Annotated in this window: 20 protein-coding genes; 8 read left to right on the top strand and 12 right to left on the bottom strand. The window is 70.2% G+C overall.

Features of this window, described 5'->3' with window-relative positions:
• Positions 1–226: 226 nt before the first annotated feature.
• From QMC84_RS17960 to QMC84_RS17935, 6 genes are all read left to right on the top strand, one after another.
• Positions 227–1183, top strand: a complete 957-nt coding sequence (locus QMC84_RS17960) for a Gfo/Idh/MocA family oxidoreductase (RefSeq protein WP_300377076.1) — start codon at positions 227–229, stop codon at positions 1181–1183.
• Positions 1184–1193: 10 nt separating this feature from the next.
• Positions 1194–2105, top strand: a complete 912-nt coding sequence (locus QMC84_RS17955) for a sugar phosphate isomerase/epimerase family protein (RefSeq protein WP_300377074.1) — start codon at positions 1194–1196, stop codon at positions 2103–2105.
• 82 nt (positions 2106–2187) lie between these two features.
• Positions 2188–3696, top strand: coding sequence for a sugar ABC transporter ATP-binding protein (locus tag QMC84_RS17950; RefSeq protein WP_300377072.1), 1509 nt, complete (start codon positions 2188–2190; stop codon positions 3694–3696).
• 5 nt (positions 3697–3701) lie between these two features.
• A complete protein-coding gene (locus QMC84_RS17945; RefSeq protein WP_300377070.1) occupies positions 3702–4658 on the top strand; it encodes a hypothetical protein in 957 nt (318 codons plus the stop codon).
• 33 nt (positions 4659–4691) lie between these two features.
• Positions 4692–5723, top strand: a complete 1032-nt coding sequence (locus QMC84_RS17940; protein ID WP_300377068.1) for a sugar ABC transporter substrate-binding protein — start codon at positions 4692–4694, stop codon at positions 5721–5723.
• A 141-nt stretch (positions 5724–5864) separates the two neighbouring features.
• Positions 5865–6083, top strand: coding sequence for a hypothetical protein (locus tag QMC84_RS17935; protein ID WP_300377066.1), 219 nt, complete (start codon positions 5865–5867; stop codon positions 6081–6083).
• Between the two features lie 868 nt (positions 6084–6951).
• Here QMC84_RS17935 and QMC84_RS17930 read toward each other — a convergent pair.
• The 7 genes from QMC84_RS17930 to QMC84_RS17900 are packed head-to-tail and all read right to left on the bottom strand — an operon-like array spanning position 6952 to position 14303.
• Complete coding sequence (locus tag QMC84_RS17930) at positions 6952–8436, bottom strand: NADH-quinone oxidoreductase subunit C (RefSeq protein WP_300377064.1); 1485 nt, start codon at positions 8434–8436, stop codon at positions 6952–6954.
• Entirely contained in the window at positions 8433–9863 is a 1431-nt protein-coding gene (locus QMC84_RS17925) for a proton-conducting transporter membrane subunit (protein WP_300377062.1), read from the bottom strand. Before QMC84_RS17925 ends, QMC84_RS17930 begins: the two co-directional genes overlap by 4 nt.
• Positions 9863–10525 carry a hypothetical protein gene (locus QMC84_RS17920; protein ID WP_300377060.1) on the bottom strand — a complete coding sequence of 221 codons (663 nt, stop codon included), beginning with the start codon at positions 10523–10525 and terminating at the stop codon, positions 9863–9865. Before QMC84_RS17920 ends, QMC84_RS17925 begins: the two co-directional genes overlap by 1 nt.
• Complete coding sequence (locus tag QMC84_RS17915; protein WP_300377058.1) at positions 10525–11475, bottom strand: NADH-quinone oxidoreductase subunit H; 951 nt, start codon at positions 11473–11475, stop codon at positions 10525–10527. Before QMC84_RS17915 ends, QMC84_RS17920 begins: the two co-directional genes overlap by 1 nt.
• Complete coding sequence (locus tag QMC84_RS17910) at positions 11472–13445, bottom strand: proton-conducting transporter membrane subunit (protein ID WP_300377056.1); 1974 nt, start codon at positions 13443–13445, stop codon at positions 11472–11474. Before QMC84_RS17910 ends, QMC84_RS17915 begins: the two co-directional genes overlap by 4 nt.
• Before the next feature lie 40 nt (positions 13446–13485).
• Complete coding sequence (locus tag QMC84_RS17905) at positions 13486–13974, bottom strand: oxidoreductase (RefSeq protein WP_300377054.1); 489 nt, start codon at positions 13972–13974, stop codon at positions 13486–13488.
• Positions 13971–14303, bottom strand: a complete 333-nt coding sequence (locus tag QMC84_RS17900; protein WP_300377052.1) for a metalloregulator ArsR/SmtB family transcription factor — start codon at positions 14301–14303, stop codon at positions 13971–13973. The genes QMC84_RS17905 and QMC84_RS17900 overlap by 4 nt, the downstream gene beginning before the upstream one ends.
• A 121-nt stretch (positions 14304–14424) precedes the next feature.
• Between QMC84_RS17900 and QMC84_RS17895 the strand changes: the two genes are divergently transcribed.
• Positions 14425–16272, top strand: coding sequence for a phosphoenolpyruvate carboxykinase (GTP) (locus QMC84_RS17895; RefSeq protein ID WP_300377051.1), 1848 nt, complete (start codon positions 14425–14427; stop codon positions 16270–16272).
• A 241-nt stretch (positions 16273–16513) separates the two neighbouring features.
• On the opposite strand, the gene QMC84_RS17890 is transcribed toward QMC84_RS17895, so the two are convergent.
• The 5 genes from QMC84_RS17890 to arsM form a co-directional block, all read right to left on the bottom strand.
• Positions 16514–17680, bottom strand: a complete 1167-nt coding sequence (locus tag QMC84_RS17890; protein WP_300377286.1) for a benzoate/H(+) symporter BenE family transporter — start codon at positions 17678–17680, stop codon at positions 16514–16516.
• The gene (locus QMC84_RS17885) at positions 17677–21063 is read right to left on the bottom strand and encodes a pyruvate carboxylase (RefSeq protein WP_300377049.1); all 3387 of its coding nucleotides are present in this window, start codon (positions 21061–21063) and stop codon (positions 17677–17679) included. The genes QMC84_RS17890 and QMC84_RS17885 overlap by 4 nt, the downstream gene beginning before the upstream one ends.
• Before the next feature lie 66 nt (positions 21064–21129).
• Positions 21130–22605, bottom strand: a complete 1476-nt coding sequence (locus QMC84_RS17880; protein WP_300377047.1) for a PH domain-containing protein — start codon at positions 22603–22605, stop codon at positions 21130–21132.
• Positions 22602–23099, bottom strand: coding sequence for a PH domain-containing protein (locus QMC84_RS17875; RefSeq protein ID WP_300377045.1), 498 nt, complete (start codon positions 23097–23099; stop codon positions 22602–22604). Before QMC84_RS17875 ends, QMC84_RS17880 begins: the two co-directional genes overlap by 4 nt.
• A gap of 44 nt (positions 23100–23143) precedes the next feature.
• The gene (gene arsM / locus QMC84_RS17870) at positions 23144–23965 is read right to left on the bottom strand and encodes an arsenite methyltransferase (RefSeq protein ID WP_300377043.1); all 822 of its coding nucleotides are present in this window, start codon (positions 23963–23965) and stop codon (positions 23144–23146) included.
• An 89-nt stretch (positions 23966–24054) separates the two neighbouring features.
• Between arsM and QMC84_RS17865 the strand changes: the two genes are divergently transcribed.
• Positions 24055–24435 (top strand): metalloregulator ArsR/SmtB family transcription factor, encoded by a 381-nt coding sequence (locus tag QMC84_RS17865; RefSeq protein ID WP_300377042.1) that lies wholly within the window; start codon positions 24055–24057, stop codon positions 24433–24435.
• Positions 24436–24479 lie beyond the last annotated feature (44 nt).

The raw sequence follows: 24479 nt of genomic DNA, 5'->3' as shown, positions 1-24479 counted from the left end.
CGTTGAGTCTAGAACTGGCTGGAATCGCTTCCAGTTCTACACGGCCGAAGTCACGCCGTCAATCAGCTGCGGTGGAAGCAGCAGAACCGCTCTACCGAGCGAGAAAGTGGTACGAACCGGGCCATTGACAAGTCGATTCACGGCGTGGTTTTGTTCTGGAACCGATTCCAAGTGACCGCGGTCACGCGGCGCGGGGCTACTGCACACGAGCGGAGGAAGGGACACCATGGAAAACGACAGGCTTCGACTAGGGGTTGTCGGCTGCGGCCTCGCGGCCTCAGCCCTGCACGGCAGCGGCTACAGGACTCTCGACGAGATCGAGCTGGTCGCGTGTACGGACCGCGAGCGCAACTTCGAGGAGCGCACCGTTCCGGTGGCGGGAAGTTTTGGGGCGGAGGCTTATCGAAACGTCGACCAGATGCTCGCCGAAGCCAAGATCGACGCGGTCGACGTGTGTGTCAAGGAGCCAGGCCACTACGAGATCGCGAAGAAGGCACTACTCGCCGGCAAGCACGTCCTTTGCGAGAAGGCGCTAACCGACGACCTGTCGCAGGCGCGTGAGCTCAAGCAGATCGCTGACGACGCCGGCCTGACCTTCATGGTCAACTACAACTACCGCTACATGGAGACCGTCGTCGAGCTGAAGCAGCGAATCGACGCCGGCGAGTTCGGCGACCTGGCGTTCATCAACATCTGCGGCCATGGCTACACGTTCCACCACAGCATCGACCTGTTGCGATTCCTGTGCGGTGAAATCGTCAGCGTCCGCGGGACGTACATCCTCGACGGGAAACCGTTCGAGTATCCCCTCGGGGACTGGGTCTACACCGCCCCGTTCGCCAAGTCGGCAATCTTCGAGTTCGCCAACGGCGGCCTCGGCAGTGTCACCGGAACCGACCGAATCGCGAACGACTTCCCGCTGATGTCGCTCACCTACGCCGGTGTGGACGGGCAGGCCGCGTACCCGGACCTCGTCGGGGACATGAACCACATCGGCGACTCGGGGTCCCTCTTCAATCGCACCTTCCCGCTGGTCCTCAAGGACTTCGCGCACTCGGTTCTCAACAGTGAGGCGTCGCCGATCACTGCCCTCGACGGGATCCGGGCGCTCGAGCTCGAGGACGCGATCTACAACTCGCACCGATTCAACACGTCCGTGGTCCCGTACCACCTCAACGCCTAGGAGTATGACGATGACAACGACACCCAAGGTCTACATGGGCAGCTGGTGCTTCACCTTCGGGTTCGAGCGTCCGGCGCCGCTTGAGACAGTCGTCAAGGTTCTGTCCGCCTTCGGGTTCGACGGCGTCTCGATCGGCGCAGGATTCTCCGATCACGCGCCGGTAGAACGCTACCCGGACAAGGCCTCGCGAGCCCGGCTCGTAGACCTGGTCCGGTCGCACGATCTCGAGGTCGCCGGTTACGCGCCCGATCCCTACGTGATGCCGTGGGCAACCGGCGACGATTCCGTGTTGGCCGCGTACACCAAGTACTTCGACGACTCGCTCTCGTTGGCGGCTGACATCGGTGCACCCGTCATGCGGGTCGATCCCGGCTCCTTCGGGCCGTTGGCGCGTGACGCAGACTATTCCGCCGTCTGGGACCGGGTCGTCACGACCTTCAGCCGTCAGGCGAAGCAGGCCGCCGAAGCGGGCGTCCTGCTCGTCTGGGAACCGGAGACCGGACAGGTCTTCGTCAAGCCCTCAGAGATTCTCCAATTGCTCCTGGACGTCGGGTCCGACAACTTCAAGATCAGCTACGACTTCGGCCACGGCCAGGCGATCGCTGTCATGGCCCACAACCAGGTGCAACCCCTCGAGCAGCTCGAGGGCGGACAGCTGGAATTCATCGCGATGCTCAGCGGCCACATCGGGGATGTCGGCATCAATGACAACGACAACAACACCTGGTCGAACCTCTTCGGCTCGCACCTCGGTCTGGGTCGGGGGGTGCTCGACTTCGAGGCCATCATCCCGGCAATCATCGAGTCCGGATTCCGTGGTCCCTGGTGGGGGCTCGACGTAATCCCGATGGGCCCGATCGTCTGGACCGACGCGTGGAACGGCCTCCCGGTCGTGAAGGATCTCCTTAACCGCCACCTCTAATCGCGCACTGATCTCGGCGCGCATCACCCCCGTTCTCGGGGGTGATGCCGCCTGCCCGGAACTGTCACAGAGGAGCACGACGATGGTCTTGAAAGCGACCGGACTGACGAAGTCTTACGGAGCCAACCAGGCTCTTCGAGGCGTCGACATTCAGGTTGCGTCCGGACAGATCCACGGGCTTGTCGGCGCGAACGGCGCCGGCAAATCGACCCTCGTGAAGGTGCTGTCCGGGGCGATCGACCCAGACTCGGGTTCCATCACGCTGGGTACCTGGAGCGGCTCCTCGCTGACGCCGAGGTCCGCGCACCAACTTGGTCTCGCGTGCATCTATCAGGATCCGGGGCTGGCGCCGCACCTCGATCTGGTGGCCAACGTGCTCCTGGGTCAGGAGGCCACCCGCTTCGGTTCCCTGCTCGCAACGGCCCGGCAGCGTTCGGCAGTGACCGAGATCCTGCGCACCGTGGGACTGAGCAAGCCCTCGGAGACGCTTGCCGGCGCCCTCTCGCCGGCGGAGCAGCAGCTGCTGGAGATCGCCAAGGCCCTGTTCCGGGACTCGCGCGTCCTGATCATGGACGAGCCGACGGCCGCCTTGGGTGAGAAGGAGCGCAGGCAGCTCTTCGAAGTGGTCCGGGGACTGAAGGATCGTGGCGCCGCAATCATCTACATCTCCCACCACATGGACGAGGTGCTGGATCTCTGCGACGTCGTGACGGTCATGCGCGGTGGACAGACGGTGCTCCACCAGAGTGCGGACAAGCTCGACGTCGACACGATGGTCACGGCCATGATCGGCCACGAGATCGCGGCTCGAACCACCGAACCGCGGGAACTGGGCGCGCCCGCACTCCAGCTTCGCGGGGTCGGCCAGGCCGCGGGGTTGTCGGACATCACTCTCGACCTCAGCTCCGGCGAGGTGCTCGGTGTGACGGGTCTGGTCGGATCTGGCCGATCACGACTGGCGCGGGTTCTCTTCGGCATCGAGTCCTTCGAACGGGGCGACATCCAGGTGTTCGGCACGACGTACAAGCCGCGGCATCCCTCGGACGCCATCAAGCGGGGTATCGGCCTGGTGCCGGAGGACCGCAAGAAGGACGCGCTGCTCATGGGGCTGAGTGCCGCAAAGAACATCACGTTGGCCAGGCTCACCAGGAGTGTCCTGGGCCTGTTGAACCTGCGCCGCGAACGCGAGACTGCTGCCCGGTGGGTCGACCACCTGGCTGTCGTACCGCCGTCGACCAGAATCGCGCCCAACGCACTGTCGGGAGGGAATCAGCAGAAGCTGGTGATCGCTCGCTGGATGCACGCAGGCTCGCGGATCCTGATCCTCGATGAGCCCAGCCAGGGCGTCGACGTAGGTGCTCGCGACCAGATCCTGGGCGCCGTGCGCAATTTGGCCGACGATGGTGGAGCCATCCTCGTGATCTCCCAGGACATCGAAGAGCTTCAGCAGATCGCGGACCGCGTGCTCGTCATGCGCGGCGGCCGCATCGTCGGCGAACTCGACCGCCAGCACATCACCGAGGCCGACATCATCCCGCTCGCGATGGGCGCGAACGTCCAGTCCAGCCAGTACACGGAGGCCTTGACATGACAGGGATGACCCATGCCATCACGACCAGGCGGGCTGAGCTGGCCCAGAGGTTGAGCGAGCACAGATCCAAGATCGCCCTCCTGCTCGTCATCGGGACGATCGCAGCCATCACGGCATTCAAGTCCGAGGTGTTCCTCTCCTGGGCCAACTTCGAGAACATCCTCGTGCAGTGCTCAATCATCGGCATCCTGGCGATGGGCACCACGCTCCTGATGGTCTCGGGCGGAATCGATCTCTCCGTCGGATCAGGGGTCTCGCTCGCCGGCGTGCTCCTTGCCACGCTCATGGCTGACGGCTGGTCGCCGTTGATCGCGGTCATCGCGGCCATCATGACGGCGAGTGCGGTCGGGGGCGCCACTGGCTTTCTCGCGGCGAAGTCGTCGCACCACCCATTCGTCCTCACGCTCGGTGTTCTGACGCTGCTGCAAGGGGTCACCTTGCTCGTCTCGATCTCGCCCGTCACGGACATCCCCGAGTCGTTCATCAGCATCATTGACTGGCGCCCTCTTGGCCTCCCGCTCGTGGTCTTCGTGTTCGGGGTTGTCGTGGTCGTCACACACCTCACTCTTACGTACACGGCTCTGGGCCGGTGGCTGTACGCGATCGGGTCGTCCGAGAGCGCGGCCAGGCTGTCCGGAATCCGCATCGATGCCGTCAAGGTCGTCGTCTATGCCATCAGCGGTGTTTTCGTCGGCATCGGGGGCGTCCTGATGACCGCTCAGCTCGCCTCTGCTCAACCAGAGATGGGCAGGGGGTTGGAACTCGCGGCCATCGCAGCGGTGGCCGTAGGCGGCACGCCTCTGGCGGGGGGGCGCGGTGACGTGCTCGGCACTCTTCTCGGGGTCCTTCTCCTGGCTCTGATTGGTAATTCCCTAAATCTGCTGTCGATCACCAGCAGCTGGCAGTTCGTGCTCCAAGGCCTCGTGATCGTGATCGCTGTGCTCGCGCAGCGAAAGACCTGACGGTGCCGACCAACACAACACAAGGAGAGAATGATGTTTGGTAGCAACCAAAGGCGGATCGGCGCCGTTCTGGCCGCAATGCTGCTCGCACTGACAGCAGCAGCCTGCGGAAGTTCAGACGCCAGCGACGGAGGACAGGTCGCCGCCACGAACTCCGCCAAGCCGCTCGACGGCAAGACGATTGCGATCATCCAGTCCGGTGCGGCCGAGTACTACCTCAAGTCGACCGCCGGATCGCAGGCTGCGATCGAGGAGCTCGGAGGTGAGTCGAAGGTCTTCGACTCCGCGTTCGACACGACCAAGGAGCTGGCGAACGTGAACTCGGCGATCGCCTCCCAAGTCGACGGGATCATCCTGTTCCCGCTCAGCGACGCCAGTGCCAAGGCTGAACTTCGGCTGGCCAACAACGCCGACATCCCGGTCTCGGTTCTCTACGGGTACTCCGAGGAGAACGAGGACAACGCGGTCGGTTTCGTGCAGGTCAACTTCTACAACCAGGCCAAGGCGCTTGGTGAAGCCTTCGCCAAGGAGGTTCCGGAGGGCCCGATCGCAATTATCTCGGGTACGGTCGGCCGCAGTGAGGTGGTCGCGTTCCATGACGGGTTTGTCGCGGGCTTCGGTGACGCGAGTCGGATCGTCGAGGAGGTCGCGGGCAACTACGACCGAAAGGTCGCGTTCAACGCCACCCAGGACATCATTACCAAGCACCCGGATCTCGCCGGTCTGGTGGTTGGAAACGAGGACATGGCTGTGGGGGCCGTCGCGGCGCTGGGCGACAAGGTCGGACAGGTTAAGGTGGCTTCACAGAACGGTTCGCCGGAGGGCAATGCCATGCTTCAGGCAGGCAAGCTGGTCGTCACCGTCGGCGCCTCGCCCTCGCAGGAAGCCACGATGAGCGTGCGTCTGCTTGCAAACGCTCTCATGGGGAAGGAAGCAGACCCGAAGCTCTGCCAGACGCCGTGGGCCATCAACACCCCCGACTCGATCGTCTCCGTCAGCTGGGAACCGACGCCGGAGGTAATCGGCAGCGGCCTGGCTGACCCGCCGCCCTGCTCGGCCGAGTAGGACGGAAAGGGGCCCGGGTGTCACCAGCGTCCGTGGGCTGGAGACCCCGGGCCCCATTTCTCCGCATCGAACGTCAGTGATGCGCTGTCTCCCGCAGATCGGAGTCTTGCCCGCTGAGGGCTGCCGGCTTAGGTTCCTATCGTGATCGTCGAGTGGCTGGACGTGCCAGTCGAGGAGGACTCGACCCGATGGATCCAGGATCTCAATCGACAGGAAGCCATCGTCTGCGAGATGAATTCCGACATCGGCCCCACGCACTTGAAGGTCGCGATCTACCTCCCTGCGGATAGTGATAGCTCGGCTGCATGCCGCGAACTCATCTCGCGCTGGCGTCAGTATCTCAACGCAGATCCGACCTAGCTTCGCGATTTCACGTGGCTGAGGGGTGAGTGCGGCTGGGTCTGCTTCTCGATCCGGTGACAGCCGCAAAGGGCGAGCTTGCACGCCCCCTTTTGGGTGTTGACGGGTTGGCACACGCCTGCGTTTGTCGGTTGCGGCTTGTGCTGGCGAAGGCGGATCCGAGTCTTGGACTCTGCCGTATTGGATGGCCGTTCCCGACCTTGCCGGTCCAGAGCCGCGCAACTGACGCGACGGTTTGAGGCAGCGTCGATCAGCGCCCAATCGAGGTGGAAGTACGGTCGCCGTCGGGCGTTCACGTCGGTTCTCGACCAGCAATGTCGGACCACGACGGGTAGGCACTCCCATCGGGGTGCAGCTCAGAAGGACGGCAAGGGGGGCTGATGAACGATCAGGTCACAAGCTGCGCTCGGCGCTGAGAACCGGATCGGGATGTTCGACCGGTGAGCAAGCAGTAGGTAACACACACGCGGTCAAGCCCGCAGGGGACTGCTGCATGGTTCGGTGGCACATCGTTGAGCTGCTGAGCGCGCTCGATGCTCCCAGCAGTAGGTAACCGACACGCGGTCAACTCCGCATTTCATGCTGCTACCGGCCAAGTCGGGGAAGCCCGTTGCGCCGGCGATCACCAGAGTGGCGGGACTCGCTTGTCCTGGTTGGCCACCCGGTCAGCGGCCAGTAGCACGATCCGGGCCCGTTTGACCGGGCCAGCCCTCACCGACCGCGACCGCAACCAACCTTCGAGTCCCTCCCGATCACCATCACGCAACACCAGCGCAGGGGGCAGGACGATTCGCCATGCCTCATGACTTCCCAAGCTGTTCAGGAATTGACGACTCGCGACACTAGGAATGCCTGACCGGCATGGCCCCTACAGGTCGTTGCCGGCGTAGGACTGGTTGAAGCTCTTGTTGGCGAGCGGGAAGTCCGGGACGATCGTGTCCGCGAGCGCGACCGGGAGCGCGGGCCAGTTGAAGAACGACGGGTCGACGATCTTCACCCGGCTCAACCGCCCGGACGGGTCCATCTCGACCCGGTGCGCGATGGCACCTCGCCAGCCTTCCACCAGGCCGAGTCCGTGCCCGCCACCCGGGGCCGCGGTGTTGCTGTCGACGCCGGTGCCGGTGCCGGTGCCGGTGCTGAGGCGATGGACGAGGTCGCCGGCGACCGCCGCGGAGACGGCGATCTCGCGCACCCGGACCCGGTACCGCGCGAGCACATCGCCCCCGGTCTCGACGACGACCTGGAACCGGTCGCCCAGGTCGACGAAGGGGTGGTCACGGCGCGCATCGCGGTCGATGCCGGAGGCCCGGGCCACATAGCCGAGGGTGCCCAGGTCGCGGGCCGACTCGGCGCCGAGGACAGCGGTCCCAGTGAACCGGTCGCGCACGATCGAGTTGCCGAGCGTGATCTCCGCGAGCTCGATGACCTCGGCGGCCACCGCCTCGAGGGTGGCCGGGTCGGGAAGCGCGGCGATCCGGGTCGCGCCGATGCCGACACCGCCCCGGAGCAGCCGGTGGCCCGTCGTCGCCTTGTTCAGGCGCAGCAGCGACTCTCGGATCCGCAGCGCGTGGGCGTTGACGATCCCGTAGCCGACGTCGTTGGCGAGCGCGCCGAGGTCGGCGACGTGGTTGTGCATGCGTTCGAGCTCGAGCAGCAGGGCGCGGGCCAGCCGGTCCCGCTCGGTGACCTCGATGCCGAGCGCGTCCTCGACGGCGGTTGCGAAGGCGGTCGTGTGGCCGACGGCGGTGTCGCCACTGATCCGCTCGGCGAGCTCGACGGCGTCCCCGGGCCGACGGCCCTCGAAGAGCTTCTCGACCCCGCGGTGGACGAACCACAGCCGGGCCTTCATCCGCAGGATGGTCTCGCCGACGACTGAGAACCGGAAGTGACCGGGCTCGATCATGCCCGCGTGCACCGGCCCCACGGGAATCTCGTAGACGCCCTCGCCCTCGACCTCGAGGAACGGGAAGGCGCCGACGTCGGCATCGAACGGCGGCGGCGGCCCAGCATCGCGGCGCATCGGGTACCAGCCACGCGGCCAGTGGCCGTGCCGCACCAGGCGGCGCGGTAACGGGTGTCCGGACGGCGTGATGCCGTAGAGGTCGCGCAGCTCGCGCTCGAACCGGCCGGTGCCGTAGTCGAGGCGGGCGAGCGACGGGATCGTCGGCTCGTCCTTCGGCACCCGGAGCGCCAGCTCGACCGGCGGGTCGCCCGCCCGCACCAGCACGTACACGACCCGGAAGCAGTCGTCGTCCTCGGCGCCGGAGACCAGCGCCACCCGGAAGCCGTCGGCCAGCCGGGCCCCGAGAGTCGGTGCCAGGTCGGCGTGGCTCACGTCGTACGTCGTGCTCACGATCCCCCCAGCACGGACGCGGCCCGGTCCAGCAGGGTGGCGAAGGGCCCGGCGACGAAGCCCACGACGCCGGTCGCGGCCAGCGCGAGGACGAGCGGGAGGCGTGGGCCGTACGGCGCCCGGTCCGGGTCGGTGGCGGCGGCAGCGCCGCCGAAGAGCATCGCCACCACGTGGCGCGACATCGCCACGAACATCACCAGGAGCATCAGTACCGCGACGGCCATCGCCCACCCGAGTCCCTGCTGCACCCCGCCCACCACGATCGCCACCTCGGAGAAGAACAGGCTGAAGGGCGGCAACCCGAGCAGCGCCACCACGCCGACCAGGAACGGGACTGCGACGCCGGGGCGGCGCGCGACCAGCCCGTGGATGTCGGCCATCGTCGTCGTGCCCTCCGCCGCGAGGATCCGGCCGGAGGCCACGAACGTGCTCGACTTGGCCAGCCCGTGGCCGAGCACGTGCAGCAGGGCGCCCGCGATCGCCAGCCGGCCGCCGGCGGCGGCGGCCAGCGCGAGCAGCCCCATGTGCTCGATGCTGGAGTAGGCGAGCATCCGCTTGAGGTCACGCTGCCGGATCACCAGGAGCGCGGCGAGGGTGAGCGACAGCAGGCCCGCGGTCACGAGAAGTCCGCGCATCAACCCGGTGCCGATCACCGGCGTGGCGATGGCCTGCACCCGGAGGATGGCGTAGAACGCGACGGCGAGCAGCACGCCCGACATCAGCCCGGACACGGGTGCGGGTGCCTGACTGTGCGCGTCCGGGAGCCAGCTGTGCATCGGCGCCAGGCCCGCCTTGGTGGCGAAGCCGAGGATGGCCAGCGCGGCCGCGACCCGGACCACCGACGGGTCCAGGTCGGGGTGGGTGGTCGCGAGCACGCTCCAGGACAGGGTCGGCTGGCCGGCGGACCGGGTCGCGGCGTAGAGCAGCACGATGCCGAGGAACGCGATCGCGACGCCGACCGAGCCGAGGACGACGTACTTCCACGCGGCCTCGATCGCGCGGCGGGTGCGGTGGTGACCGACCATGAACGCGGTCGCGATGGTGGTCGCCTCGACGGCGATCCAGAGCACCCCGAGGTTGTCGGCGAGCACCGCGAGCGACATCGCGCCCAGGAACAGCAGGGCGAGCACCGAGTAGACGTGGTCCCGTGGCCGGAGCGGGTCGAGCGCTCCCCAGGCCGCAGTGAGGCCCACCGAGCCGATGACGGTGAGCATGAACGCCGAGAGGGCGTCGACACGGAGCAGGCCGTCGAGCGCCGTCGGTGTGTGGTCGTCGAGCGCCACCCCCACCAGGGCCAGGCCCGAGCCGAGCACGACGACGGCAGCGATGACGACGACGTACCGGCTGAGGAACCGGTTCCGCAGGATCGCGGTGGCGATGGCCAGCACCGTGCAGGCAGCCAGGGGGAGCAGGACGAGGGTGGCCATCAGTCGCGCAGCTCCGAGAGGTCGTCGAGATCGGCCTCGCCGAACTCGGTGCGGATGCGGCTGGTCAACACCTGCAGGATCAGCACCACCAGAAGCACGTCCAACGACACGCCGAGCTCGACGACCAGCGGCACGCCCCCCGCGATGAGGAAGGCGACGGTGGCGATGCCGTTGTCGAGCACGAGGAAGCCGAGCAGCTGGGAGACCGCGTGCCGCCGGGTCGCGAGCAGCAGCATCCCGTAGAGCACGAGGGCGATGCCGACCGGCACCGCGGTCGTCGTCGGCCCGTCGCCCAGCGTCAGCAGCGGCCGGCTCACGAGGTAGGCCAGCATGGTGAGCATCGACAGCGCGATGAGGGATGCCGTGGTGTTGATGACCGGCGTCTCCTCGCGGACGCCGACACCGAGCCGGGCGACGGTGCGGACCAGGATGAGCGGGAGCACGACGGCCTTGAGGACGAGCACCAGCGCGGCTACGGCCAGCAGCTCGGCGTCCGACTCGTGGAGGCCGAGCACGAGGACCAGGACTGCGAGCGCGACCCCTTGCGTGGCCAGCAGCGCGACCTGGGCGTGCAGGGAGCGCCTCCAGACGAGGAGGACCCCGGACAGCAGCAGGACTCCGGTGCTGAGACCGACCAGCTGCGCGAACGTCTCCGAGGCCATCAGCTCGCCACCAGGTAGGACGCGGTGACCGCGAGAAAGGCGAGTACGAAGGAGCCGGCGAGCAGCTCGGGCACCCGGAACAGTCGTACCTTGGCCAGGAACACCTCGACGGTCGCCAGCAACGAACCGATCAGCGCGAGCTTGAGGGCCAGCGCACCGACGGCCACGGCCAGGCCGAGTGCCGTGACCTCGGTCGCGACCCCCCATGGCGCCAGGAGGGTGGCGAGCAGCCCGAGCAGGGCACCCAGGCGCAGCCACGACCCGAGCTCGAGCCAGGCCAGGTCGCGACCCGAGCTCTCCAGGACCATCGCCTCGTGGACCATCGTCACCTCGAGGTGGGTGGAGGGGTTGTCGATCGGCAGCCGCGCGGTCTCGGCCACGATCGCGATCGCGAGCCCCAGCAACGCCAGCAGACTGACCGGCGACCAGATGGTCGCCGGATGGTCGAGGCGGGCCTCGACGATCTGGGACAACACCGACGACCCGACCGGGATCGACAGCGCGTACACCGAGACCAGCACGGTCGGCTCCACCAGGGCCGCGATCGTCATGTGTCGGCTGGACCCCATGCCACCGAAGGCCGTCCCGGCGTCGAGGCCCACCAGTGCGAGCGCGACGGTCCCGATCAGCAGCGCGGCGACCACGACGAACAGGTCGTTGGGCACCCGGTCGAGCGTCGCCGTCCCGAGCACGGGCGTCAGCGCACACAGCAGCAGGCTGGACGCGACCAGCACCAGCGGACCGGCCACCGAGATCCAGCTCACGCCGTCGGCCGTCAACGGCTCCTTGCCCAGCAGCTTGCGCAGGTCGCGCCACGGCTGCAGCACCCCCGCACCGGCGCGCCCCTCGAGGCGGGCCCGCACCTGCCGCATCACGCCCACCAGCAGCGGGGACAGCGCCACCAGGACCGCCGCCTGGCCGACCGTCACCACGGCCGCGCCGGCGCTCACAGCGCGACCACCACGAGCACGGCGACCAGGGCGACGAAGGAGTAGCCCAGGTAGCGATGGATGCTGCCGTTCTGCAGCCGGCGCGCCGCCGCCCCGACGCGGTCGCCGGCGCGCAGCACCGGCTGGTAGAGCCGTGTCTCGACGACCTCGTCGAGCCGCTGGCGGAACTGCACGCGCTCGACCAGGTAGCGAGACTCGCTGTAGTGGGTGACCACCACGTCGCGCTCCGGCCGGACGGCGTCGTCGAAGACCCGCGCCAGGGGTTCGGCGTACGACGTCGCGGTGTACTGCATCCGCGGGCTGATCCGCGCGCCCCCGCACCCCCAGGCGAGGTCCACCCGGCGCCGCCGGCGGCGCCGTGCCGCGGCGAGCGTGACCACGCCGACCGGCGCCGCGAGCAGCGCCGCCACGACGGTCACGGCGACGGGATCGAGCACGCCGCCCGCGATCCCGGGCAGGTCGACGGCCGCCCCCGACCCAGGATCGGCGACACCGGCGGCGCGCCCGGCGAGGTCGGCGAGCGGGCCGGGAACCAGGCCGAGGCCGATGACGGCGACCGCGGCCACGAGCATCGCCGCACGCATGCCGGGCGTCGCCTCCCTGGCCCCGGCAGCACCGGACGAGCGGGGCCGGGCCAGGAAGGCGATCCCGTAGGCCTTGACGAACGTGAGCAGCGCCAGCCCTGCCGTGAGGGCGACGACGGCGACCGAGATCGGCATCATCGCCGCGACCAGTCGATCGTCCGGACGGGCGCCGTGGATCAGCGACTGGAGCAGCGTCCACTCGGCCACGAAGCCCACGCTCAGCGGGAGCGCCGCCGCGCCCAGGGCGCCGAGGGCGAACGCCACGTGGGTGACCGGCATCCGTGCTGCGAGACCCCCCATCCGGTCCAGGTCCCGCTCACCGGTGGCGTGCAGCACGGCCCCCGCGCCGAGGAACAGTGCGGTCTTGAAGGCGGCGTGACTGGTGAGCAGCAGCAGGCAGGCGACGAGCGCCGCGTCCGCCGGGGCCGAGACGTCGTGGGAGCGCAGGAGCATCGCCGTCCCGAGCGCGAGGAACATCAGCCCGATGTTCTCGGTTGTGGAGTACGCGAGCAGGCGCTTGAGGTCGCTGGTGACCGAGGCCTGGAGAATGCCGTACGTCGCGGACACCGCGCCGAGTGCCACCACGACGAACCCCCACCAGGCGGGGCCGTCCGGCAGCAGGCGGAACGCGACCAGCAGTGCGCCGTACACCCCCATCTTGACCATCGCCGCGCTCATCACCGCGGAGACGTGGCTCGGCGCGGCCGGGTGGGCCCGGGGCAACCAGACGTGGAACGGGACCGCGCCCGCCTTGGTCGCGAACCCTGCGATCAGCAGCACGAAGGCGATCGACGCCTGGAGGGACTTGGGGTCGACGGCGCTCATCGCGTCGAAGCCGGTGCCGCCGCCCTCCGCCGCGAGCACGGTGAAGCCCAGCAGCAGCAGCCCGAAGCTCAGGTGGGTCATCGCGGCGTACCAGAGTGCCGCGGACCGCACCTCCTCTCGATCCCGGTGCTCGGTGAGCACCAGCACCGTCGAGGCGAGCGCCATCAGCTCCCACATCAGCAGGAACGAGACGGCGTCCGCGGCCGCGGGCACCAGCTGCATCGAGACCAGGAACGCGGGAAGCGCCACCCAGGAGGTGCGCGAGGCGGCCGGTCCGTGCGCATAGCCGATCGCGAAGACGGCGGCCACGGCGCCGACCGCTCCCGCGACCAGCATCACGAAGCCGCCGAGCGGCGTGGGGTCGAGGGCGACGCCCGTGAGGGGGAGGGCCGTCGACAGCTCGAGCGAGCCGGAGTGGTCCGTGAGCGCGGCGGCGCCGGTCACCACGCCGGACGCGCCGACGGCGGCGGCGAATGTTCCCGCCACGACGTTGCGCAGCCGGGGCGGCACCAGCACCGCGGCAGCGACGGCCGCGGCTGCGAGCACGACCTGCGCGGTCATGCCCAGCTCGACACCGGTCACCGTCGGCCCACCCGCAGGGTCACCGTCCGGTCACCCGGCGCAGCGCCTCGACGATGGCGGACGGCTCGGGCGGGCAGCCCGGGACCTCGAGGTCGACGTCGACCACGTCGTGGACGGCGCCGGCGACGCCGTAGCCGCCCTTGAAGGCGCCGCAATTGCGCGCGCAATCACCCACGGCCAGCACGAGGCGCGGCCGCGGCGTGGCCTCGACGGTACGCCGCAGCGGCTCGAGCATGTTGTGGGTCACCACGCCGGTCACCAGGACCACGTCGGCATGCCGCGGCGAGGCGACCAGGCGCGCGCCGTACCGCTCCGCGTCGTAGACCGGACCGAAGGCCCCCCCGACCTCGATCTCGCAGCCGTTGCACGACCCGGCGTCGACGTGCCGGATCTGCACGCTGCCGGCCAGCGCGGTCGGACGCCCGGGGTGGCCGTCGGGGATCGCCGGCGCCGGCTCGGCGATCCGCCCACTCCGGCGGATCAGCCCGACCAGGCGGGTGAGGCTCATCTGGATTCGCCACTCTCGAGCTCGGCCCGTAGCCCGACCTGCACCGGGAGCAGTCGCAAGATGCGCCGGGCGGCCAAGAGCAGGTCGCTGGTCTCCGGGACACTGATCGAGTAGACGACCTGCCCGCCCTCACGCCGCTGGACGACCAGGCCGGTGTGGCGGAGCACCGCGAGCTGCTGGGACAGGTTGCTCGGCTCGATCACGATCTGCTCGAGCAGTTCGTGCACCGCGTGGTCGCTCTCGGAGAGCAGCTCCAGGATCCGGATCCGTGCCGGGTGGCCGAGCGTCTTGAAGAGCTCTGCCTTCGCCTGATAGAGCGGCACGCTCACGTCGCAGTCATCCCCTCGTCGGTTCCCCGGTATCTCAAAGTGAAGGGTACATGAGTTGAAGAGGTCTTCAATCCTGTAGCCTCCGCGAAGCCGCGCGAAACCCAACCGGAAGGCAGGCACGATGGTCGAGGTCGAGGTCGAGAAGGTGCTGGACGCGGTGGGTCTGACGAACCCACACGTCCGTGAGTACGTCGCACACTGGGCGGCGGTGACCGGCGCCGCGAGGATCGAGGTCGTGTCCGCGGCCGACGACGCCCGGCTGATCGCCGAGTCGCTCGCGGACGGCGAGCTGCTCCCGGCCGGTAAGGGCCGGTACTACTCGCGCTCCTACTTCAAGGACACCGCGCGCGCCGAGGAGCGGACGATCGTGGCGACCTCCGACGAGGGCGACAAGGGCACCTACAACAACTGGAAGCCCGCCCCGGAGATGAAGGCGAAGCTGGTCGAGCTGATGACCGGCGCGTCGGCCGGCAAGACCATGTACGTGATCCCCTACCTGATGGCGCCTGCAGGATCGCCGCTCGACCGATTCGCCGCGGGCGTCCAGCTCACCGACAACCGCAACGTGGTCCTGCAGATGATCCGCATGGCCCGGGTGGGCCTGGAGGGCGTCGACGACCTGGGCAACGACTTCGTCCGGGCAGTGCACGTCACCGGGGACCTGGAGAACCTCGGCCAGGGGACCGCAGAGGACCGCCGCTACTTCGTGACCGTCGCCGACGAGCGCACGATCCTGCACTTCGGCTCGTCGTACGGCGGCAACGCGCTCCTCGGCAAGATCGCCCACGGCCTGCGCCAGGGTTCCTACGACGGCTGGAAGAACGGGTTCCTCGTGGAGCAGTTCATGCTCCTCGGCATCACGGACAAGCAGACCGGCCGGAAGTACAACATCTGCGGCGGCTTCCCGTCCGCATCGGGCAAGACGAACCTCGCGATGACGCTGGCGCCGGACGCCCTGGGCGACCGCTACTACGTCGAGTTCTACGGCGACGACATCGCCTGGATCTGGGTCGACGAGGACGGCGTGCTCCGCGGCTTCAATCCGGAGAACGGGGTCTTCGGCGTCGCGAAGGACACCAACGAGAAGACCAACCCGACCGCGATCGACTCGATCCGCCCGGGCACCGGCGCGATCTTCACCAACGTCGCCTACAACGAGAAGACTCAGGAGGTCTGGTGGGAGGGCCGCGGCGAGAAGCCGACTGATGCCGATCCCGACTTCGGGGGCTGGCGGGACTGGAAGGGCGAGCGGATCGCCGACCGCGCCCACGACCAGGCCGACGACCCCTGGGCGCACCCGAACTCCCGGTTCACCACCCAGCTCGGCAACGTCCCCAACGTCGCGAGCGACTGGGACGACCCGAGGGGCGTCGAGATCCACGGCATCATCTTCGGCGGCCGGACCCGGGACCGTGAGCCGCTGATCCGGGCGATCACCGACGTCGCCGAGGGCGTCTACGACGGCCTCACGCTCGGAGCCGAGGCAACGGCGGCCGCCGACGGTCTCGAGGGCGTGCTGCGCTACGACCCGATGTCGATGCGCCCGTTCATGTCCTACCCGGAGGCGGACTACGCCCAGCACTGGCTAGACGTCATCGGCGCGGCGCGGAACCAGCCTATCTTCGCCCACGTGAACTGGTTCCAGCGCGGCGGCGACGGCCGGTTCCTGTGGCCAGGCTACCGGGAGAACCTGCGCCCGCTCGTCTGGCTGATGCAGCTCAAGAACGGCGAGGTCGCCGGCGTCGAGACTCCCGTCGGCATCCTGCCGACCCGTGATGAGCTGAACCTCGACGGCCTCGACGAGCAGACCCTCGCCGACCTGGATGCGGTGCTCACCATCGACGTCGCGCGCTGGAAGCAGGAGATCGGACACCGCACCAAGCACCTCGACCAGTTCGACGGCCTGCCCGACGAGATCTGGGAGGCCCACCGGCGGGTGTCCGCTGCCCTGGACAAGGAAGCGGACTGACTGGCGCGACGAGCTCGGTGGGCGATCCGTGGCTGAAGATCGCCGGAGGCGAGCCGTCCGTACCCGTGAGTGACGCACGTGCCTGCGAACATGCGAAAAACACGTCGAAGAGCAGCGTCAACCGATGCTGTCGGTCCAGGCTGTCGGCCGGTCGAACGACGGTCGAGGGCCAGCGGCCGCCAGGCGCTGCGTGCAGCGCCGCTTGGAGTCGGCCGCGGCCGTCCAGGGTGGCGCTCGAGTGTCAACGTCGCCCAGTCGCGAGGACCGGGCGGAGCACCAGCCCGGCCACCAGCGCCCAGAAGGCCGCGCCGATGCCGAGCACGGTGATGCCGGAGGCGGCGACGAGGAAGCACACGACGACGGCCTCGCGGCCGGCCTTGTCGTCGAGCGCGCCGACCAGCGCGGCGCCGAGCGTGCCGAGCAGCGCGAGGCCGGCGGCGGCCTGCATGACGTCGCCGGGGGCGGCGGCGACCAGGGTGGTCAGCGCGCCGCAGCCGAGCGCGAGCACCAGATAGGTGCCCGACGCGCTGACGCAGGCGATCCAGCGGCGGGAGCGGTCCGCCCCGGCCGCGGGCCCCGCCGCGAGCGCCGCCGTGATCGCGGCGAGGTTGATCGCGTGGCCGCCGAAGGGCGCGCCGGCCAGGGTGCCGATGCCGGTGACCGTCATCGTCTCGCGCCACGGCACCTGGTAGCCGAAGCTCGACGTGACCGCGACGCCCGGGACGTTCTGCGAGGCCATCGTGACGATGTAGAGCGGCACGGCGATGCTCATCGCGCCCGACAGCGTCCAGCGCGGCGTGGTCCAGGTGAGCGAGGGGACCAGGTCCGAGGCCGAGACCGAGGAGCCGGCCGCGACGAGCACCACCACCAGGGCGACCGCGAGCGCGACCGGCACCGCCCACCGGCGGGAGACGCGGTGCATGACCAGCCAGGCGAGCACGACCGGACCGACGTACGACGGTGAGTCGGCCAGGCCTGTCACGGGCTCGAGGCAGATCGGCAGCAGCACGCCGGCGAGCATCGCGCGCGCCAGCGACGTGGGGATCCGGGCGATCAGCTCGCCAAGGGCCGGCACCAGACCGGTGAGCACGATCAGGACGCCGGTCACCACGAACGCCCCGACCGCGGCCGCCCAACCGCCCGCGACCGCGCCGGTGGACAGCAGCAGGGCCGCGCCCGGGGTCGACCACGCCAGCGTGATCGGAGTGCGGTGCCGGACCGCGAGCCAGAGCATGCCGAGCGCCTGCGTCACGCACAGCGTGAGCAGGCCGGACGCGGCCTCGGCCGCCGTCGCGCCGAGCGCGACCAGCCCGGTGAGGACGACCACGAACGAGCTGCTGAAGCCGACGACCGCGGTGACGACCCCCGCGACGAGCGGCGTGCTGAGCCGGTCGGGCGGGTGGCTCAGGACAGCACCAGCACCAGGTCGCCGCCCTCGACGGCCTGGGTGCCGGACAGCGCCAGCCGCCCGACGGTGCCGGCGACCGGCGCCGTGATGGCGGCCTCCATCTTCATCGCCTCGATGGTGGCCACGGTGTCGCCGGCGGCGACCTGCTGGCCCTCCTCGACCACGATCGTCACCACGCCCTGGAACGGCGCCGCGACGTGCCCCGGCTGGGAGGTGTCGGCCTTCTCGGCGGCGGCGACCTTGGCGGCCACGCTCCGGTCCCGGACGCTGACCGGGCGGAGCTGGCCGTTGATCGTGGACATCACGGTCCGGAAGCCGCGCTCGTCGGGCTCGGTGATCGCCTGCACGCCGAGGATGAGGGTCTTGCCCTCCTCGATCTCGACCGCGTGCTCCTCGCCGCGCCGCATCCCGTAGAGGTAGTCCAGGGTCGGCAGCACCGAGGTGTCGCCGTACCGGAGCCGCGACTCGGTGAACTCCTTGGTCGGGCCGGGGAACAGCAGCTCGTTGAGGGTACGGCGACGGGTCGTGCTGCTCCCGGCGAGGCCTTCGCGCTGCTCGTCGGTGAGCTCCTCGACCGGCGGCTTGTGGGTGCGGCCGGCGAGCGCCTTGGTGCGGAACGGCTCGGGCCAGCCGCCGGGCGGGTCGCCGAGCTCGCCGTGGAGGAAGCCGATCACCGAGTCCGGGATGTCGAACCTGCCGGGCTCCTCGGCGAACTCCGCCGGGTCGGCACCGACCGCGACCAGGTGCAGCGCCAGGTCGCCGACGACCTTCGAGGACGGCGTCACCTTGACGACGTTGCCGAGGATGTCGTTGGCCGCGGCGTACATGTCCTCGATCTGCTCGAACTTCTCCCCGAGCCCGAGCGCGATCGCCTGCTGGCGCAGGTTGGAGAGCTGGCCGCCGGGGATCTCGTGGCGGTAGACGCGCCCGGTCGGGGACGGCAGGCCGGACTCGAACGGCGCGTAGACGCGACGGGTCGCCTCCCAGTACGGCTCGAGCGCGCAGACCGCTCCGAGCGACAGGCCGGTCTCCCGCGGCCCGTGGTCGGTCGCCGAGACCAGCGCCGAGAGCGGCGGCTGGGAGGTGGTGCCCGCCATCGAGGCGGTCGCGGCGTCGACGGCGTCCACCCCGGCGTCGATCGCCGCGAGCAGCGTGGCGAGCTGGCCGCCCGGGGTGTCGTGCGTGTGCAGATGCACCGGCAGGTCGAAGCGGTCGCGCAGCGCGCTCACCAGGGTGCGTGCGGCCGGCACCCGCAGCAGCCCGGCCATGTCCTTGATCGCCAGCACGTGTGCGCCGGCGTCGACGATCCGGCCGGCGAGCTCGAGGTAGTAGTCGAGCGTGTAGAGCGTCTCGTCGGGATCGGACAGGTCGCCGGTGTAGCACAGCGCGACCTCGGCGACGGCCGTGCCGGTCGACCGCACCGCCTCGATCGCCGGCCGCATCTGCTCGACGTCGTTGAGCGCGTCGAAGATGCGGAACACATCGATGCCGGTGGCCGCCGCCTCCTCGACGAAGGCCTGGGTGACGTCGGCGGGGTACGGCGTGTAGCCCACCGTGTTGCGGCCGCGCAGCAGCATCTGGAGGCAGATGTTCGGGACCGCCTGGCGCAGCGCGGCCAGCCGCTCCCACGGGTCCTCGGCGAGGAACCGCAGAGCGACGTCGTACGTCGCACCGCCCCACGCCTCGAGTGACCACAGCTGCGGGGTGGTGCGCGCGACGTGGCCGGCGACCGCGAGCAGGTCGCGGGTGCGGACCCGGGTGGCGAGCAGGCTCTGGTGGGCGTCGCGGAACGTGGTGTCGGTGACCGCGACCCCGTTCTGGGCGCGCAGCCGGCGCGCGAACTCCTCGGGGCCGACGTCGAGGAGCAGCTGCCGGGTGCCGTCCGGGGCCGGGACCTCGAGGTTGACGTCGGGCAGCTTGGTGACCGGGTCGATGCTCACCGGCGCGGCGCCGTGCGGCTGGTTCACCGTCACGTCGGCGAGGTAGTGCAACAGCTTGCTGCCGCGGTCGCCCGAGCCGCGCGCCTGCAGCAGCTGCGGGTGGGTCTCGATGAACGACGTGGTGACGTGACCCGACGAGAAGTCCGGGTCGGCCAGCACCGCCTGGAGGAAGGGGATGTTCGTCGAGACGCCGCGGATGCGGAACTCGGCGACCGCCCGGCGCGCCTTCTCGACCGCCTTGTCGAACGTGCGGCCCCGACAGGTGAGCTTGGCGAGCATCGAGTCGAAGTGGGCGGAGACCTCGGCGCCGGTGTAGACGGTGCCGCCGTCGAGGCGGACGCCCCCGCCACCGGGGGAGCGGTAGGTGGTGATCACCCCGGTGTCGGGGCGGAAGTTGTTGGCGGGGTCCTCGGTGGTGATCCGGCACTGGAGCGCCGCGCCGCGCAGCGTCACGGCCTCCTGCGAGAGCCCCAGGTCCGCCAGTGTCTCGCCGGAGGCGATCCGCAGCTGGGACTGCACGAGGTCGACGTCGGTGACCTCCTCGGTCACCGTGTGCTCGACCTGGATGCGCGGGTTCATCTCGATGAAGACGTAGTCGCCCTGGGGGTCGAGCAGGAACTCGACGGTCCCCGCGTTGCGGTAGCCGATCTCCTGGGCGAAGCGCACCGCGTCGGCGCAGATCCGGTCCCGCAGGTCCGGGTCGAGGTTGGGCGCCGGCGCGATCTCGATGACCTTCTGGTGGCGCCGCTGCACCGAGCAGTCGCGCTCGAAGAGGTGCATCACCCGGCCCTCGCCGTCCGCGAGGATCTGCACCTCGATGTGGCGCGGGTCGACGACCGCCTGCTCGATGAAGACCGTCGGATCGCCGAACGCGCCCTCGGCCTCGCGCATGCACGTCTCGACCGCCTCGCGCAGCTGGGCCGGATCGTCCACCCGCCGCATGCCGCGGCCGCCGCCGCCCGCGACGGCCTTGACGAACAGCGGGTACGGCAGCTCCGAGGCGGACCGCACCAGCGCGTCGACGTCGGTGGACGGCTCGACGCTGGACAGGGTCGGAACGCCGGCGGCCTTCGCCGCCGCGATCGCGCGCGCCTTGTTGCCGGTCAGCGTGAGCACCTCGGCGGTCGGGCCGATGAAGGTGATGCCGGCGTTCGCGCACGCCTCGGCGAGGGCGGGGTTCTCCGAGAGGAAGCCGTAGCCGGGGTAGACGGCGTCGGCGCCGGCCCGGACCGCGACCGCGACGATCCCCTCCGGGTCGAGGTAGGCACGCACGGGGTGGCCGCGCTCGCCGATCTCGTAGGCCTCGTCCGCCTTCAGCCGGTGCTCGGACCAGCGGTCCTCGTACGGGAAGACGGCGACCGTGCGCGCGCCGAGCTCGTACGCGGCGCGGAACGCCCGGATCGCGATCTCGCCGCGGTTGGCGACGAGCACCTTCGAGAACATGCGGACACCGTATAAGCCGGGGGCCGTCCGCTCGACGGCAGCGCGCTCGGCGAGACGGCCGCGGGCTCAGTCCGGCGGTCCGGCGAGGAACGGGGCGAGCAGGTCGGGCGTCGCCGCGAGCGCCACCGCGACGGCGGCGTCCTCGGGGACGTCGAGGGCGCTGACGGCCTGCCGCCCGCCGGCGGTCGTCGCGACCAGCGAGGTCAGGTCGGCGCGGCGCTGGAACCACGTGGCTCGCAGGTTCCAGCCGATCACCGCGTCCACCTCGAGCGCCTCGCGGCGTCGGACCAGGCTGCCCGAGCGCACCACGAAGTGGTCCTCGACCAGCGCGTGCCCCAGCGCAGCGGCCCGGTCGACGGCGAGCAGCACCGCGACCGGCAGCCCGACCGCCGCCAGCACCGGCACCCAGAGCGGCAGGTCCGCGAGCGCGGTCAGCACGAGGGCGGCCGTCGCGATCAGCAGCGCGGGGCCGAGGGCGCGGGTGAAGCGCCGGTTCCGGGCGCGCGGACCGTGCCGGGTGAGCGGCGCGGTCAGCGGGGCGGCGGTGCGCAGCACCTCGCCGGCGACCCGCTCGACCACGGCCCGCGGTGCCGGCGGCACCAGTACTGCGGAACCCGACTCGCGGCGGTCCAGTCCGGTGACGATCGCGGAGGCGCGGGCCGCGCCGGCCAGCCGCAGCCCGATCGGCTCGCCGACGACCACGCCGCGCAGCCGCTCGTCGTCGATCGTGGTCTCGCGGGTGGTGAGCAGCCCGCGGCGCAGCTGCCACGCCCCGCCGCGACCCGGCCCGGTGTGGGTCAGCCGGAAGCCCCAGTTCGTGACGACGTACCCCCCGATCGACAGCAGCGCCACCATGACGACCAGGCCGAGCAGGCCGAGGGGTACGGCGACCCAGAGCGACCAGGCGCCGGCCCCGTCGTGCAGGTTCCTGGCGTCGACCCGGAGGCCGCCGAGGCTGTCGACGACCTGGCTGGTCAGGCCGAGCACACCGGCGGCGAGCACGAGTCCGGAGCTGGTGAGCGGCGCGTATCGGACCCATGCCGGGTCGAGGTCGAGCACCGCCGTGGCGGCCTGCTCCTCCGAGTCGGTGCCTGCGGTGAGCAGGTCAGCACGCAGCCGGCGGGCGCGCTCGGCCGGCAGCCCGTCGAGGTCGAGGTGGTCGTCCTCGTCCGAGGACGCGGTCCCGGTGCCGATCCGCACCGAGGTCAGCCCCAGCAGCCGGTGCACCGGCGGCGCCGTGACGTCGACGGTCCGCACCCGGTCGAGGGGGGTGGAGAGCACGTGCCGGTTCAGCAGGCCGCGGCGCAGCTCGACCCGTCCCTGCGCGATCCGGTAGGACGTGGTCAGGTAGCGCAGCACGCCGAGCGCGATCGGCACCCCGATGCCGAGCAGCTGCAACCAGGTGCCCGGGCCGCCGGAGGCCGTGCCGGCGACGAGGACGCCGATCACCACGGGCAGGAAGCGGCCCAGCTCCTTGACCGGGTAGACCAGCAGCATCCGGGGATCCGGCCGCTGCCAGCCCTGGCCGAGGTCGTCGCTCACGTGGCGTCGCCAGGGACGCTGTCGGCCATCAGCGTCAGCTCGTCGACGAGCGCCAGCGCCCGGTCGCGCTCGAGGCCGTCGATCTCGAGCGCGCCGGCGGCCGAGGCGGTGGTGACCGTGACCGTCGCGAGCCCGAAGAGCCGGGCGATCGCGCCCTCGGCGTGCTCGACGGTCTGGATACGGGACATCGGGGCGATCCGCCGCTCCCGGGCCCACCAGCCGGTCTGGATGTAGACGGCGGTCCCGGTGACCTCCCAGCGGTGCACCCGGTAGCGCCACTGGGGCACGACCACCGCGTACGCCACGGCCCCGAGCGCGACCGGCACCAGTGCCCACCACGGCAGCGGGAGCCAGCCGCCCGCTGGCCCGACGACCACCAGCACGACCAGCAGCGCGCCGGCCTCGAGCGCGGCCCCGAGCCCCCACATCAGCCGGGCCCGTGGGCTGACCCGCTGGCTCGGCTCGCGCAGCCGCGGCTGGATCTGCTCGGTCATGCCACCGAAACTAGCGGTCGGTCGCGCGGACCCCCATCAGGCCCTCACGCAGGAGGAAGCGGCTTGGTGGCCCGCACGATCGCGCCGTGCATGCCCTCGGCGGCCTCGTGGGTGAACTCGACCTCGGCGTCGACGAACCCCACGGCGGCCAACCCGTCGAGGTACTCGCTCCGCGAGAGCGCCCCGGCGATGCAGCCGACGTAGGTGCCGCGCTCGGCACGGTCAGCGGGGCTCAGCCGGTCCTCGGCGACGACGTCGGAGATCCCGAGCCGTCCGCCCGGGGTCAGCACCCGGAACATCTCCGCGAGCACCTTCGGCTTGTCGACGGACAGGTTGATCACGCAGTTGGAGATCACCACGTCGACCGACGCGTCGGGGAGCGGGACGTCCTCGATGGTGCCCTTGAGGAACTCCACGTTGGTCGCGCCGGCCTTGGTCGCGTTGGCCCGTGCGAGCTCGAGCATCTCGTCGGTCATGTCGACGCCGTACGCGAAGCCGGTCTCGCCGACCCGGCGGGCCGAGAGCAGCACGTCGATGCCGCCGCCCGAGCCGAGGTCGAGGACCCGCTCGCCCGGTCGCAGCGCCGCCACGGCGGTCGGGTTGCCACAGCCCAGGCTGGCCGCGAGGGCCTCTGCGGGGACGTCGCCCTGCTGCTCGGCGTCGTAGAGCGCGGCACCGAAGCTGTCGTCGACCGTGCCGCTCGTCCCTCCGCAGCAGGAGTCTCCGCAGCCGTCGCCGTCGGCGACCTGCAGCTGGTCCTGGAGCTTGTCGTTGACCTCGATGTTGGTCGCGCCGTCACGGACGGCGGTGGCGGCCTGGGCGTAGCGGGCTCGGACCTGCTCGCGCAGCTCCTCGGTGGTGGACATGGACCGTTCTCCTTCGTATAGATGAACTTCGATGAATCGAGAATGATCGATGTATCGATGTTTGTCAATACATGTGGCAGAATCGACGCATGGCGACCTCCCTGCCCCTGGCCGACGTGACGGCAGACGTGTCCGGTGTGTGTTGCCCGCCGCTCACCGACGGCGTGCTCGAGCCCGGCGAGGCCGAGCTGCTGGCGCGCCAGTTCAAGGCGCTCGGCGATCCGACGCGGGTGCGCCTGCTCTCGATGATCGCGGCCCAACCCGGCCAGGAGGCCTGTGTGTGCGACCTGATCGAGCCGGTCGGCCTGTCCCAGCCGACGGTGTCGCACCACATGAGGCAGCTCGTCGACGCGGGGCTGGTCACCCGCGAGCAGCGCGGCCGGTGGGCCTACTACCGCGTCGTCGACGCCACCCTGCTCGCGCTCAGCGGCGCGCTGCGCCCGGGCGTCGGTCCGTCGGTCAGTCCTTGAGCTCGCAGATGACCGCGCCGTTGCCGACGGTCTGACCGACCACG

Source organism: Nocardioides sp. (assembly GCF_030019515.1).
Taxonomy (GTDB): Bacteria; Actinomycetota; Actinomycetes; order Propionibacteriales; family Nocardioidaceae; genus Nocardioides.
Note: the sequence above shows the minus strand (reverse complement) of the source record. Positions and strands in the feature narration are given on the sequence as shown.